This window comes from Amycolatopsis sp. VS8301801F10, assembly GCF_046195355.1.
GTDB lineage: Bacteria > Actinomycetota > Actinomycetes > Mycobacteriales > Pseudonocardiaceae > Amycolatopsis.
Genome location: NZ_CP176065.1, coordinates 9,053,052 through 9,067,733 on the forward strand (window position 1 = coordinate 9,053,052; position 14,682 = coordinate 9,067,733).

Genomic DNA, 14,682 nt, shown 5'->3' on the forward strand with positions numbered 1-14,682 from the left:
CTCAGCCGTTAGGGGGTCGATATGAGATCGTTAGGGAGTTAGGGGATCGGACACGCGGAACCCGGTTGGGTTAAATCCCACCCCACTCTTGCCCGTCTGACCCGAACGGGTGAGGATGCGTATCCGTTCAGTGAGTTACGCCCCTTGGCCGAACCCTGACTGCGACGAAGGGAGGAAGCGGCGGTGCCCTACGTGCTCGGCATCGACCTCGGCGCTGCCCGGACCCACGCCGCGCTCCGTCGCCGGCAAGGTGACCGGTGGGACGATCCCGAGCCGTTGTGGCTGGGCGAGACTTCGCCGGCCACCGCGACCGCGCTCTTCCTCGACGACGAGGGCTACCTGCTCACCGGCGACGCGGCCACCCAAGCCGGTGCCGCCGTCCCGTCCCGGCTGATCACCGGTTTCCACCGCCGCATCGGCGACGACGTGCCGGTCTTCATTGGCAGCGAACCGTTCACGCCGGAATCCCTGACGACAGTCTTCATCGAAGGCATCGCCGACGTCGCGGCCAGCCAGGCCGGCGGACCGCCCCGCCAACTCGTCGTCACCCACCCCGGTGACTGGGGTGGTTACCGACGCGAACTCCTGCGCCAGTCGCTGGCGGAGTCCGGTTTCAACGCGGTCACCCTCGTTCCGAGCGCAGTCGCCGCCCTTTACGCCCACCTTCCGGAGCCCGGGGCGGGCGACCGGACAGCCGCGGTGTGCGAGTTCGGCCCGGACGGCGTCACCGTCACCTTGGCGACCGCCTCGGGAGCCAGCGGCTGGATCGCCCGGAACAGCACCGAAGGCGTCGCACCGAATTCTGCGGTCAAGACCGCGTTCGGCCTCGCGCAGGCGGCCAACGTCGCCCCGGAGTCGCTGGCGGGCATCGTGTTCTGCGGCGAACCCGGCCCGGGCACCCGACCAGGGCGACTGCCCTGCCCATTCTTCACCGGGCCGCAGCCCGCGCATACCGCCGCCATCGGTGCCGGAATCCTCGCCAGCCAACGGACGAGGCCGCTCGCGCGACGGGAAGCCCCCGCTCCCGAAACCACGCTGCTGCCGCGAGTCGACCGCGAACCCGAACTTCCCGAGAGACCCGAGCGGCCGCCGGTGGAGATCACTCCATTCACGCTGCCGGAGCCCGAGGGCGCTGCCAAACTGTTGCGTCGATGGCGCCCGCTCGCCGCCGCCGCGGCAGTGCTGGCGATCAGCTCCTCGATCCTGATCGCGGTCCTCACGTCCCACGAAGCGACCGCCGACAAGGAACCCGTTTCTCCCCGTCCCCCTGTCCTGAGCTCGTGCGCCCACCCAGCCACAGCTCCCTCCGGTGAAGGTCACTGTTGAACGCTCTGCTGGCGAAAACCGGCAACGACGCCGTCCATCCCGCAGCCCGCCGCCTCCTTGAACAACTCGCCGAGACCCCCGCAGCCCCAGTCCGGCTCGTGGTCGTCGCACCCGGCGGCTACGGCAAGACTGCTCTGTTGGGCGCCCTCGACCGCAGCTACCGCGAAGCGGGAGTCGAGGCGACCGTCGTCGACGACGCCGACCAACTCGACGACGAGGACCTGACCAGGCTGACCATGCTCGCGGCCGCCAAAGAGGGACCGCTCGTGGTGGCGCATCGCCCGAACCCTCGCGCGCAAGCACTGCGGTCCCTTGGCGAAACGCTGCTGCTGCCGCCATTGACCGTCGACGAAGTCGGCAAGCTCGCGAAACAACTCACCGGTCGCACCGCGGACGCCTCCGCCCTGCACGCCAGCACCGGCGGTGTCCCCCGCCTCGTAGAACGAGTCGTCACTGCCCGGCTCGCCGACTTCCGCGCCGAGCTGGCTGCCCTCGACGACGACGTTCTCCGCTACCTCATCGCCGCCGAGGCCGGTGCCGCGCGCAACCTCGACCTGTTGTGTTCGCTGCTTGAGCGCACACCAGACGAACTGCCCGAAGTCGTCGACGGAGCCCGTGCCACCGGCCTCCTCGACGCCGAAGACGTTCTCCTGCCCGCCGCCGCCGAAGCAGTGCGTGCCTACGGACCGCCAGCCCGTCGCCTAGCAGTCCTGCAACAACTCGTGGAAGCACAGCTAACTCGCGGCCTGCCTGTGCTCGACCTCGCGACGTCACTGCTCGACGCCGGCAGCTCCGGAGCCTCCGCGGCTACTGCATTCGCAACCGCCGCAAGCGAAGCACTCCCCACCGATCCAAAGCACGCCGCGCGCCTCTTCGAAGCCGCAGCCGAGGCCGGCGCCCGCGACGCCGCGACCACTACCGGCTGGGCCCGCGCCGCTGCACTATCTGGGGATCTCGACACCGCTCTCCGCCTAGGCGACGGCATGTTGTCCGGCGAAGACCCGGAAGCACGAGCCGCCGGTGCCGAGATCGCCGCAACGGTCCTGGCTCACCGCGGCGAATTGGCGCGCACCGCAGAGCTGTACCGCTGGGCCGCAGCCACGGACAGCTGGTCTCGCCAACACGCAGCCACTCCCGCGTCCAACAGCGGCGGCGATGGCTCCACCGCGACCCAATCCGGCAACGAAGCCCTCCCTGCCTCAGCAACGAGCCACCAAGCCGCGACCCACCAGACCCCAGGCAACTCGGCAGATCCCCGAGCTTCCGCACTCCCCCTCGACACAAACGCCGCCGGGCCATACACCGACGCCGCTGCTGCGACATCAACCAGCTACGTGCCCAACAGCAATCCCGCGTTCCCGAAGCCACCCCAGCCAACTGGCGAAAGTTATCGCTGGGTAGGCCCCGGCGCGGTGGACGCGTTCGCCACGATCGCCCTCGTCGGAACAGGCCAGACCACCGACGGTCAAGCTATCGCCAACGTCCCGATGCCGGGAGTCGCGCCGACGTTGTTCACCGGCGCCGCAGCGCGAACGGCGAACGGGATCGTGGAGTCGGTGTTCGGTTGCGGAACAGAGGCATTGCCGACGCTGGTAGGTGCCGCCGCGATGCTCGAGCCAGCGGTCGGCGGCGCGCCGCTTCCGGACAGCCCGGCCGCACTCGCCGCACTCGCGGGCCTGCACGCAGGTGAGCTTGCACTCGCCGAATCAGTTCTAGAACGAGCGTTAGCAAGCAGCGTCGGCGGCGACCTTCTTGCCACCCGGCACCGGTTGCTACTCGGCTGGGTCGCGATGACCGGCGGCCACCTCGCCGCCGCGACTGAGCACCGAGACGCTGTCGCTGGCACCAAACTCGAGGCGCGCGACGAACTGTTCTTCGCGACACTGGAACTCGGCCTCGCCCGGCGGGCGAGCGATCTGGTTGGACTGCAACAGTCGTGGGAGCGGGCCTATCAAGCGTCCATGCGTCAGCAAGTGGACTTGTTCACGCTGTTGCCGTTGGGCGAACTGGCAATCGCAGCCGCTCGGACCGGTGCGCACGCCAAGCTCTCCCGTCGGCTAGAGCGTGCCCACGCCATGCTGGACCGTCTCGGCAACCCTCCATTGTGGACTGTTTCGTTGTGCTGGCATGAATTGCACGCCGCGATCACCACTGAAGACCGCGCCACTGCTGAACGGCAACTGGCAGCGCTGAACCGTTTCGCCGATTGCGGCCGCTACCCAGCCGCACTCGCCCGCGCTGCCGAGTGCTGGCTTGCCGTGCTCGGCGGCACGTTCGATCCCGGCGAAATCTCCGCGGCCGCCGCGGAACTTCACGAGCTGGACTTGTGCTGGGACGCTGCCCGATTGGCCGGCCAAGCCGCGATCCGCACCTCTGACCGCAAGGCGATGGTCCAACTCCTCGAAGCGGCTCGGCAGTTCCAAGGCACGACTGGACGTCTCGAGTCCGCCGCCCCGACCCCAGGCTCGGCGACAGGCTTGAGCGCGCTCAGCGAACGCGAACTGGAGGTCGCCCGCCTGGTGGTCGACGGCCTGACTTACAAACAAGCTGGCAGCAAACTCTTCATCTCGGGCAAGACTGTCGAACACCATATGGCGCGCATCCGCGGCAAACTCGGTGCCGCAGACCGTCGCGAACTGCTCGCGACTCTGCGCGAACTGCTCGCCAAGCCGACCATGAACTGACTCGCGGTCGGCCTCAGTCCCGGCTGGGGCCGAAACGCTCAGTCCGGATCGACTGCGGCGAGTGCCCCAGCGCGAGCATGATGTCTGCGGCAGTCTCCACGAACCCAGTCGGTCCGCAAATGTACGTGGTGGCACCGAAGTCAGGTGGCCACGCGGCGGTGTTCAACGTGGCGACGTCGATGCGCCGCGGTATGCCGGACCGGCCTTCTGGGAGCTCCCGCGTGTAGACGTAAGTGATGTCCAAGCCTGCGTATGGTCGGCGCAGTTCTTCGGCGTAGTACAGCTCTGCCGGAGTGCGCAGCGAATAGACCAGCCGGAACAGCGCTTTGCTGCCAGCTTGGCGACGAGCGCGAATCATCGCCATCAGCGGGACGATGCCTGCGCCGCCGGCGACCAGCAGGACCGGGGCGGAATCGGTGGGACGCCAGACGAACCAGCCGCCGATCGGACCGCGGATCTCGACCGGGTCACCGATCGCGTAGCGGCCGGTGAGGTGTTCGGACACTTCGCCGTCGGCCACCCGTTGCACGGTCAGTTCGATCCGGTCTCCGTTCGCCGGTGCGGCGAGCGAGTAGCTGCGTTGCGCCGTGTAGCCGTCAGCGGCAGTGAGGCGGACGTCAACATGCTGCCCTGCGAGATGGCCCGGCCATCCGGGGATGTCGAAGATCAGGGTGCGCGCGGTCGGTGTCTCCTGCCGAATCTCGGCAAGGCGGGCGACGCGCCACGCTAGTCGCCCTGATACCGCTGTTCCCGCCATGGATCTCCGTAATCGTGATAGCCGGCCGTTTCCCAGAAGCCCGGATCATCCTTCGTGGACAGCCTCAGCTCGCGCACCCACTTCGCGGACTTCCAGAAGTAGAGGTGCGGCACCAGCAGCCTGGCGGGGCCGCCGTGTTCCGGTGTCAGCGGCTTGCCGCCGTACTCGTAGGCGATCCAGGCTTGTCCGTTGAGGAGGTCCGCGAGCGGAAGGTTTGTGGTGTAGCCGCCGTAGGAGTGCGCCATGACGTAATCAGCAGCCGTATCGAGATCACCGACGAGCGCGTCCACTGGTACGCCTCGCCAACGAGTGTCCAGTTTGGACCATTGAGTGACGCAGTGGATGTCGACCGTGATCTTCTCGCTCGGAAGCGCCATCAGTTCCGGCCACGACCACGAGCGACGTTCGCCGCGCTCGGTCACGACCGTGAACTCCCACCGCTCTGTGCTCACCCGTGGAGTGGGCCCGGCAGAGAGAACCGGGAAGTCTTCGGCGAGATACTGTCCTGGCGGCAGCCGCGGGTCGGCACCGCGGGCGCGTCCGGTGAAGCCTGGCGTGACGACTCCCATCGCGCTCCTTCCGGACATCTCCGACAGCTCAGCCCTTCAGACGCGAGACTACCCGCGCACCTGCAGCCCAAGCGACGTGACGAGCACCGCCGCCTGCTCCGGGGACACGATCGCGCCGGTCAGCGACGCACGGGTCAGGTCAAGGGACGACAGGTCGCTTCCCCGCAGTTCGGCGCGGGTGAGGTCGATGTCCTGCAGCTCCGCACTCGACAAATCCACGTCGGTGAACACTGCTCCCGAGCACTTCGCTTTGGCGAGGTCCGCTTCCCGCATCCGGACGCCTTGGAACGTGACTCCACGCAGGTCGGCACCGTTCAGACCGACGAAGGACCAGTCTCCGCCCATCACGCGCAACGGCCGCAAGCCGCAGTCCTGGAATCGGCTGCCGACAAGCTTGCACCCGGTGAACTCGGCATCGAACAGATTGCACCCTTTGAACGCGCAACCTGTGAACGCGGAGTCAGTGTGCCGGGAAGCGTTGAACTGGACATTTCCGAACACGCAGTCCAAGAAGGCCACACCGCGCGTGACCGCCTCGGTGAGGTCGACCTGATGGAACTCACAACGCACGAACCGACGAGCGGTGAACTCCTCCGCATACCAGTCTTCCCGCCGGTAGACGCGGTCCTCGACCGTCTCGACGCCAGCTGGCTCTTGGTCGTGTTCAGACATTCGCCAAGCCTAGTTCGCTGCCGTGTCAGCCGGGTCCGGGCGCGGCGGCATACGTATCGTCGCCGCACGATTCTGGCCGGTGGTGGCCAGAATCACCGGGATCGCGGCACCTGCCGTGCTGCCTGTGCTCGGCTGGCTTGCGTGGTCGACCTCTTCCCCTCCGTTACGCGGCTCATCCCACAGCGAGCAGCGGTCTCTTCAGGACAGCCATACGATGGCTTGATGAGCGAAGGCCGATGGTTCGATGCCTGGGTGCCCTGGCCCGAACTGTCGGGCCTGGCCGCAGCGGGCCGGGCGCTGCTGCCCGCAGTGCCCGCAACCCCTGCCGCGCTCGTCCGAACCGTCACCGAGCAATTGGTGGGCCGTCGCCTCACGACCACGGTGCAAGGCCACGAGGTCGGCCTCACCCTCACCGAACTCGACTACCCGGCGGACTCGCTGCGTCTGGCCACCGGCCGGGTGGGAGACGTCCGCATTGTCGCCGAAGATGTCGACTGGCCCGTTCCGGTCAGTTCGGCGGCCCCCGTTCAGCACGGCGCTGGCCGCATGGCCGGCACTGCCCGCTCATCTCGAACTGGAGCGGCCGCAGCAGCGTCGCACGCGCGTGGCGAAACGAAGGACCCGACCACCGCGGACGCATTCGGCACGCCTGCCGCGACGGGCACTCGGCCTCCCGCCGACGAAACGAGCGGGACGGACGGCCTGCCGGACGCGGTTGATCTTGCGCCTGGTCGCACCTCACGGTTCGCCGACGACCGAACTGACGTACGCCTGCCCGGTCCACAAGAGAACAGGGCATCGTCGGATTCTGGCCAGGTGCAACGTGATCGCCGAATCGCGGAAGCCACACCAGGTTCCGCAGCAGGGAAATCCATTTCGGGGCCTGACGCAGCACACGCGGGAACGTACGGATCTGAACAACCGACTTCTCGACGTGGCTCCGGACGGGCGTCCACCAGTCGCGAACCCGATCCGGCAACTCGGCCAGCTGACGGATCGCCTGCACAGCCAGACGTCGGCCGTATTCCGCTGCGGCGCGTAACCGTGCTCGCCAAGGACGTACGGCTTCGCGGATTGCCTTCGCCAGCGGTGATTCCCGGATCTGTCGAGCTGGAGATAGAAGTGAGCGGGACCGTGGTGCGGGATCGGGTTGCCGCGGCACGTCCGGACCTGGTCGCGACGCCGCATGCGGAAGGATTTCGGGTGCGCTGGCGGAAGCGTCCGCGCTGGGGTTTCCTGACCCTCGTCGCAGACATCGAAGACGAAGCAATAGTGCTGACCCCGACCGCGCTCCGCCTCGGACGGTGGACGAGGCGTTCGCCGAAACGGATCCGGCCGATCGTGCTTCCTCTCCCGGATCTGCCGAAAGGGTTGCGCCTGACCGGAATCCGGCCGGACGAAGGCAAGCTCGCGCTGACGATCGCAGCCGACGAATGGCCTGGCCGGCTCGCCCGGATTCCGTTGCCGGACCTGCTGACCTGGCTGACCACTGCGGCAATGACACTGACACTTCCCGGATTCGGATCACGGTCCCTCCCCTGAACCGGCGGCGGCGCCCACCGGGCCCCTCTGGACCCGAGCAATGGACGCGACGCTGCCGTACTCCAGAGTGCTCGAACATCCGTTCGGAATCATCACTCGATCGGGGATAGATCGAAAACCGTTGGCGCACAAGGGAAACGCGAAAACAGCCCGAAATCCTGTCGGTGCGGTCGGCTAACCTCGGAATCGAGCCGTCAGTTCGCTCCGAGGGGATGCCACCGATGACAACCACCGCAGAACTACTCCGAAGAACCCGAAGATCCCGGTACCGCGCCGGGACTTCGCAGACAAACGCGCGTTCAGAGCGACGCTTGCTCCTCCACTGGGAGGCAGACCTCGAACCGGGTGTCCCCCGGTTCCGACGTCACTTTGATGTCGCCCGAATGCCGTTCCACGACGATCCGCCACGAGATGTCCAGCCCGAGACCGGTGCCTTCGCCCACGCCCTTCGTGGTGAAAAACGGCTCGAAGATGCGCTGGCGAACCTCTTCCGGGATCCCCGGACCGGTGTCGCCGATCTCGACGCGCACCTGTTTGCCGACCTGCCAGGTGCGCAGGGTCAGCGTTCCCTGGCCGCCCATGGCGCCGACTGCGTTGTCGATGATGTTGGTCCACACCTGGTTCAGCTCGGCGGCGTAGGCGGGAACCCGGTCGATCGAGCAGTCGTACTCCTTGACCACGCGGATTCCCTCGCCGAGCTTGCCCGACATCATCACGAGCGTGGAGTCGAGTCCTTCGTGGACGTCGATGAACTGGTGCGGCGCGCGGTCCATTTGCGAGTACTGCTTCGCCGCGCCGACGAGCGTGGAAACCCGGCTGGTCGAGTCTTCGATCTCGCCCATCAGCATTTCGGTTTCGAGCGCGTACGCGAGCCAGCGGATGGCACCGTCGAGCAGTCCTTCGCCCACCGACTCGAGGACGTGGTCGAGATTCTCCGGAGTGAGCCCGGCCGCGACGAAGATGCTGGCGAGGTCCCAGCCCTGGTCGATGCCGTGTTCGTCGAACCAGTCGCCGATCTCGTCCTCGCGGTCGGCCTGTTGCATCGCGGAGAGCTTCGGCGCGTCGCCGACCTGCTTCACCAAGCGTTCCTGCACGTCGAGCAGCAATTCGAGCAGGTTCGGGTCGATGTCTTTCTTCGCCAGGATCGCCAGCTTGTGCCGCATGCCGGCGACTCGCTCCCGCAATGCGGCAGTCGCTCGTACCGCGGCCGCGGCCGGGTTGTTGAGTTCGTGCATGAGCCCCGCGGACAGCTCGCCGAGCGCGACGAGCCTGCGACGCGACGACACCAGCGCGTCGGTGTTGCGCCAGCCGAGATACATCCCCTCCAGCAGGTGCGCCGCCATCGGGAACCACTGGCGGAATTCGACGGCGAATTCCGCGGCGGGAAGCGTGAGGAAAGTCAGGTCGCTGACGGCGTAGATCGTCGCACCATAAGTGGCTTCACTGTCCTGGTAAGCCAGGAACTGCGTTGCGCCGCAATAGGAACCGCGCTGGTCGGACCGCTTCATCTCGACCTCGGCACCGGCCACCACGCGGGTCATCCGCAGCGCGCCGTTGAGCAGGACGTAGAAGCACGTGGCCGGGTCGCCCTCGCGGATCACCACGGAGTCCGCTTTGAACTCCTCTCGCACCGCGTTCTGCTCGATCCAGTCGAGCTGCGCGTCGGAGAGATGTTCGAACAAGAACAGGCCGCGGAGTTCCTCGCGCGGCAAAGCGGGCTGAGTCACTGTTCCTCCAAGTAACGGTGGACCAGGGTCACGGCCATGGCGCCTTCGCCGACGGCGGACGCCACGCGTTTCACCGACTGCGAGCGCACGTCTCCGGCCACGAACACGCCGGGCACTGACGACTCCAGGTAATGCGGATCGCGGTCCAGGGTCCAGCCCGGCGGCCTGCGTCCGTCCTCCACGAGGTCTGGGCCGGTCCGGACGAATCCGTGGGCGTCTCGCAGAACGCTTTCCCCCAGCCACTCCGTGCGAGGAGCGGCTCCGATGAAGATGAAGAGGTGTTCCGTGTCCAGTTTCTCGGTCACGCCGTCTTTGCAGACCGTGATGGCTTCGAGGTGATCGTTTCCGTGAGCTTTGACCACCGTGGTGTGCGTGCGGACGTGGATGTTCTCGATGGCAGCGATCTGCTCGATGAGGTAGTGCGACATCGACGATTCCAGCGACGCGCCGCGCACCAGCAGCGTGACGTCGGTGGCGTGCTGCGCGAAGAACACCGCTGCCTGCCCGGCGGAGTTCGCGCCGCCGACGATGTACACGTGGTCGTTCGAGCACTCAGGTGCTTCCGTCGCGGCGGAGCCGTAGTAGACGCCCCGTCCGGTCAGCTCGGCGATTCCCTCGGCCTCCAGCGCGCGGTAATTGACGCCGCTGGAAAGGATCACGGAGTGCGCCGCGATCTCGGATCCGTCGCCGAAGATCACGACACGGCTCGACCCGCGCGCTTCCAGCCCCACGACGTCGCGCGCCGTGAGCACCTCGGCGCCAAACTTCTGCGCCTGGCGACGGGCCCGGTCCGTGAGCTGCGCGCCGGACACTCCGTCCGGGAAGCCCAGGTAGTTCTCGATCCGGGAGCTGGTTCCGGCCTGGCCGCCAGTGGCCTTGCGCTCGACCAGCACGGTCCGCAACCCCTCGGAAGCGCCGTACACCGCGGCACCGAGTCCGGCCGGGCCGCCGCCGATCACCACCAGGTCGTAGAAGTCCTGCGCGGGCTGCGTCGAAAGGCCCACCGCATCGGCGATCTCGCTGCCCGATGGCTGTTTCAGCACCGTGCCGTCCGGCGTCACGACGACCGGGATGTCGGTCTCGCACGCGCCGGCGGCCTGGAGGATACGGCCGGCTTCCTCGTCGTCGACCGAGTACCAGCGGTACGGGACGGCGTTGCGAGCGAGGAAGTCGCGCATCCGGAACGACGGCGCCGAGTACCGGTGCCCGATCAGCTTCGTCTCTTCCACCGGACGGTCGCCGACCGCGAGCCAGGTCTCGACGAGGGAGTCGATGACCGGGTACAGCTTCTCCTCAGGCGGGTCCCAGGGCTTGAGCAGATAGTGGTCGACGTCGACCACGTTGATCGCCTGGATCGCGGCGTCGGTGTCGGCGTAGGCCGTCAGCAGCGCGCGCCGGGCATTGGGGAAGAGGTCCATCGCCTTCTCGAGGAAGACGATGCCGTCCATGTGCGGCATGCGGTAGTCGGCGAGGATCGCCGCGACGGCGTCGCCGCGCAGCTTGATCTCGCGGAGCGCGTCGAGGGCGTCGGCCCCCGAGTCGGCACGGATGACGCGGTAGTCCTTGCCGTAGCGGCGACGCAGGTCGCGCGCCACCGACCGCGAAACGGCGGGGTCGTCGTCGACGGTCATCAGGATCGGCTGGCTCACACGGCACAGCCTACGGTGTCCCGTCCGCTGCCGTGCCAAGCAACGGAACCAGGGACCGGTGCCCGTCGCGGCCGCCACCGCGGCGGGCACCGGCTGTCCAGGTGGCGGCTACGGATAGCGCACCAAGTTCACCGGTTTCGTTCCCGCCGGGGTGGTCGCGCCGCTCTCGTTGATCACGTGCGTGATCGATCCCTGGTGGTTGAGCGAAACCGTCACCAGGTCGTGGAACCGCACATCGGGGGCGTCTGGGGCGGCGAAAGCATGCGAGCAGGCCACCGACGGGTTCGCGTTGAAGAAGCAGTAGCTTCCCAAGCCCCAGGCTTCGTGGCTGGTCACGTCCGGGGCGACCTGGTAGGCGGCGTAGCCCGCGCTCTCGCCGTTCATCCAGGCCGCCTGGTCGGGAACGTCGTAGGGCATCTCGTTCTGGAAGAAGTAGGTGCGGCCGCCGTTCCCGTTCCAGGTCACCTGCGTCTTCTGGAAGTGCTCGACGAACAACCCGTAGACGGTCACGTTCTTGCCGTTCACCACGAGACCGGTGTCGGCGGTGTTGGAGCTCCAGCCGACATCACTGTCCTCGGCTCCGTGGTCGGCCCGCCAAAGCCACAGGTGGTCGCCGAGCACGTCGTTGCTGTTGATGACGAGGCTGGTGCGCGCTTTGCCGGCGGCGGCGCCTCCGATACGGAAGAACACGTCGTGCAGCGAGGTCGGGTTGGCCGAATGGTCCGTGTCCGATCCCGGATCCCCGACCTGCATGAGCACCGCCGACGAGGTCGTCCCGGCGTCGATCAGCAGGCCGGCGATCTTCACCCCGTCCACGTCTTCGACAACCACCGCGGTGATCCCGCCGTCCGGCACCAGGGTCGCGATGCCGAGGCCGAGGACAACGGTGTCCGGGCGGGTGACGCGGAGCGGCTGATCAAGGTGGTACACGCCGGGGGTGATCAGCAGGTTCTTGCCCGCCGTCAGCGCCGCGTTCATCTCGGCTGCGGTGGTGCCGGGCTTCGCGATGAAGAACTGGTCGATCGGCAACGAAGTACCGGGCGCGCTGTCGTGTTCCCAGGTGACCCCGGAGGTGTTGCTTCGCAGTGCGGGCACGAACACCCGGTAGTGCCCGGACTCGTCGACCTGGAGGCACGGCTTCTCGCGGACGACCGGGGTGTGGTCGATCGTCGTGTACGGCGGATCCGGAAAGGTGCCCGCGGGAGCGCCGTCTACCCCGACGAACACCATGTTCCAGGTGGACCCGGTCCAGCCGCCGAATCGCGAATCCCGCGAGATCCATTGCTGTTGCGAGCCGGAACGAACCTGCCCGTCGATCTTCGTGTCCGAGATCCAGCCGCCGCTAGACCAGCCACCGCCGTGATCGAGGCGCAGGTCGCCGCGGACGTGCATGCGCCGGTATGGGCTCGCCTGCGAAACCGCCCACTGATCCGCGCCCCCGACGGGGTTCACTGACAGGTTTTCCGCGCCGCGCCAGAAGTTCTGGGTCGCGTTGTTCGGAGGGAACCAGTCCGCCTCTACGTGGACCGCGCCGTTGATCGTCACGGCGTCGGGGGTGCTGCCCAATCCGAGGATTTGGGTGTAGAAGCCGACGTTCACGTCGTTGGAGTACGTGCCCGGCTTGAACAGGACCGCGTAGCGCTGACTGCCGAACTGGTTCTTCTCCTGCTCCGCGAAGATCGTGTCCAGCGTGCGCTGGATGCTCGCGCTCGGCATCGACGGATCGAATACGACGACGTTCGGCCCCAGGTCCACTTGTCCCGGCGGCGGAGAAGTAGTGCCACCCACGGAGGTCAGTGTGAACGACCGGTCGGCCGGGTCATGACGGCCGTGCCGCTGCGGCTTCTCGCGATCCGCAGTCAGTCCAGCCGGGCACGGTTCATGGTCTCGGCCGGGGTCAAGATCGACAACCGCAGCAGTCGGATGCGCTGGCCATTGCGGGTTGGGCTGGCTGGACGGCTGGCGCGGCGGGACTGTCTCGCAAGGGGCCTTCGAGGCGTTCCGGTCGTTCGGCAGCGGAAGCCGGGAGGACCTGGTGGTCCTCTCTGTATCACCCTCGTGGGTGGGGTGAAAGTGCCAATCATGCGCGTTTGTTCCGGCGGCGGTGTACGGGTGGGCCAGCGAGACAGGCGCGGCTAGCGGAAGTGCGGCGACTCGCTGGGCGTACACCGCCGGGGCTTGGCTGGGCCGTGCTGGGGTGTTCGTCTCGAAGGACTGACGGAGCAGCACTCTGCTGCTGCGCGTGGGGAGACGGCTGGCCGAGATCAGAGGCGGCAGGGCTAGGGCAGCCACTCTCCGTGATTCGGGACTCATCGCACCTCCTCGCCGAGACCGGACCATCAGGCGACCCGGCCGGGGGTTGCGGTCCGCTGCGTGGCAGGGGGCGGCTCGACGTCGCGACTGCGGAGGAACGTAACCGCGGACACACCCGGACTCAACGCAAACCTGAAGAAAAGTCAGGAAGGGCAGTCGACCTGCACTAATACGCTCGGAGCCGGTCACTTCACTAGGCGTCTGGCCAGCTTGACGCCGCCTTCGAGCGCGCCTGCGGCGCATAACCGACCCCCTGCCGCGAGGCTGAAAGGCGGGGTGTACTGTATGTCCATACGAGATGCGGAGTTCACCTCTGCTTCGGGGCTATGGCGCAGCTGGTAGCGCACCTCACTGGCAGTGAGGGGGTCAGGGGTTCGAGTCCCCTTAGCTCCACAAGTTGCATATGAACCCTTCGGCCACATCAGGTTGGCCGGAGGGTTTTGCATTCGCGTCCTCAGCTGAGGTGACCGGTCCAGGTCGCTGGGGTGGGTGTTGGGGGTCTGCGGCCTGGGTTTGAAAACCCGGCTGATGAGTCGGCATGGTTCGCGCGCGGCGGTGGCGACTGGCGGGATGTTGTCGCGCTCGGGTGGCTTGGTCGGTTGCTGGCGGCGCGTCAGTGTCCAGTGCGGCGAGTTCGCGCGACTGCGTCGGTTCGAAGTATGCGGCGGGGCGCGTGGGCATGTCGCTCTAGCCACGCAAATCCGCGGGGTGGGTTTGCCGTTTGGCGGCTGTTGCTTGTTGCGGTGGCAGCTCGGGCTCACGACGGCCAGGACGCGCGATAGGGCCGCGTCCGGAAGCGAACTGGTTGGGGACTCGGCGAAGAGGGGCAACCGGCTGTCGCGGTGGCGGTGTCGGATCGGCGGGAGTGCAGAGAGCGCAGCGTGGCGGGATGCCTCGGGCTAAGTGTTGGGCGTGGGGCGGTCTGTTGGCCCGGGCTCGGAGGCGACAGCCGTTGGCCGTCGAGGGAGGGCTTCGGTGGGGAACGTGTTCCCGGGTTTGTTGATTTGCGCCGCTTGGCATCCAATGCGGGGAACTGTCCGGGTCGTGACATGGTGCCGGACATCGTTGGCTGGACGGGAAAGATAGAGCGCGACTACCTGGGCTGGCCGAGATGTCTTACACGGGGCGATGTTGTTTGTCGGCAGGCGGGGCGGAGGTGCAGTCGCCCAGTGTGGGAGTAGTGGCGAGACGGTGATTCACGCGGGGATCCAGCCTGGGGGTCGCCTTCGGCGGGTGGCGCTGGAGGGTTACGCGGCGGGGCGAGGTAAGGATGCTGCGTTGAGCTGTCTCGGAAACCTTCGGTCTTGGTCGTCTGAGTGCCGGGACCGGCAGAGCGGCATGAGGAAGCGAGAGGGTCGAAGCAGCGGTTGGCGGCCGACACCCAAGCACAAGGTCGAGCCGGGACGGGGCGGATGGGTGTGCTTCGGAGAGGAGGCCGTGGGC

At 67.3% G+C, this 14,682-nt stretch carries 9 protein-coding genes and 1 tRNA gene; 4 read left to right on the plus strand and 6 right to left on the minus strand.

The window, feature by feature from the left end; translation table 11 throughout:
* Positions 1–183 precede the first annotated feature (183 nt).
* Together F9C11_RS41480 and F9C11_RS41485 are read left to right on the plus strand one after the other, a co-directional pair.
* Positions 184–1,326 (plus strand): molecular chaperone DnaK, encoded by a 1,143-nt coding sequence (locus tag F9C11_RS41480; protein WP_409182789.1) that lies wholly within the window; start codon positions 184–186, stop codon positions 1,324–1,326.
* Positions 1,323–4,010 carry a LuxR C-terminal-related transcriptional regulator gene (locus F9C11_RS41485; RefSeq protein ID WP_409182790.1) on the plus strand — a complete coding sequence of 896 codons (2,688 nt, stop codon included), beginning with the start codon at positions 1,323–1,325 and terminating at the stop codon, positions 4,008–4,010. Before F9C11_RS41480 ends, F9C11_RS41485 begins: the two co-directional genes overlap by 4 nt.
* A gap of 13 nt (positions 4,011–4,023) precedes the next feature.
* Here F9C11_RS41485 and F9C11_RS41490 read toward each other — a convergent pair whose 3' ends face one another.
* Genes F9C11_RS41490 through F9C11_RS41500 form a run of 3 tightly spaced genes read right to left on the minus strand, consistent with a single transcriptional unit; the run spans position 4,024 to position 6,008 of the window.
* Positions 4,024–4,767, minus strand: a complete 744-nt coding sequence (locus tag F9C11_RS41490; protein ID WP_409182791.1) for a ferredoxin reductase — start codon at positions 4,765–4,767, stop codon at positions 4,024–4,026.
* Positions 4,737–5,336 (minus strand): sulfite oxidase-like oxidoreductase, encoded by a 600-nt coding sequence (locus tag F9C11_RS41495; protein WP_409182792.1) that lies wholly within the window; start codon positions 5,334–5,336, stop codon positions 4,737–4,739. The genes F9C11_RS41490 and F9C11_RS41495 overlap by 31 nt, the downstream gene beginning before the upstream one ends.
* A gap of 48 nt (positions 5,337–5,384) precedes the next feature.
* A complete protein-coding gene (locus tag F9C11_RS41500; RefSeq protein ID WP_409182793.1) occupies positions 5,385–6,008 on the minus strand; it encodes a pentapeptide repeat-containing protein in 624 nt (207 codons plus the stop codon).
* 222 nt (positions 6,009–6,230) lie between these two features.
* Here F9C11_RS41500 and F9C11_RS41505 point away from each other — a divergent pair, with 222 nt between their 5' ends.
* Complete coding sequence (locus F9C11_RS41505) at positions 6,231–7,550, plus strand: hypothetical protein (protein ID WP_409182794.1); 1,320 nt, start codon at positions 6,231–6,233, stop codon at positions 7,548–7,550.
* Between the two features lie 299 nt (positions 7,551–7,849).
* Here the strand turns inward: F9C11_RS41505 and F9C11_RS41510 are convergent, their stop codons facing one another.
* From F9C11_RS41510 to F9C11_RS41520, 3 genes are all read right to left on the minus strand, one after another.
* Positions 7,850–9,277, minus strand: a complete 1,428-nt coding sequence (locus tag F9C11_RS41510; protein ID WP_409182795.1) for an ATP-binding protein — start codon at positions 9,275–9,277, stop codon at positions 7,850–7,852.
* Positions 9,274–10,926, minus strand: coding sequence for an FAD-dependent oxidoreductase (locus F9C11_RS41515; RefSeq protein WP_409182796.1), 1,653 nt, complete (start codon positions 10,924–10,926; stop codon positions 9,274–9,276). Before F9C11_RS41515 ends, F9C11_RS41510 begins: the two co-directional genes overlap by 4 nt.
* A 108-nt stretch (positions 10,927–11,034) precedes the next feature.
* Positions 11,035–12,642 (minus strand): coagulation factor 5/8 type domain-containing protein, encoded by a 1,608-nt coding sequence (locus F9C11_RS41520; protein ID WP_409187094.1) that lies wholly within the window; start codon positions 12,640–12,642, stop codon positions 11,035–11,037.
* 917 nt (positions 12,643–13,559) lie between these two features.
* On the opposite strand from F9C11_RS41520, the gene F9C11_RS41525 reads away from it, so the two are divergent.
* Positions 13,560–13,632 (plus strand) — tRNA-Ala (locus F9C11_RS41525).
* Positions 13,633–14,682: the final 1,050 nt, after the last annotated feature.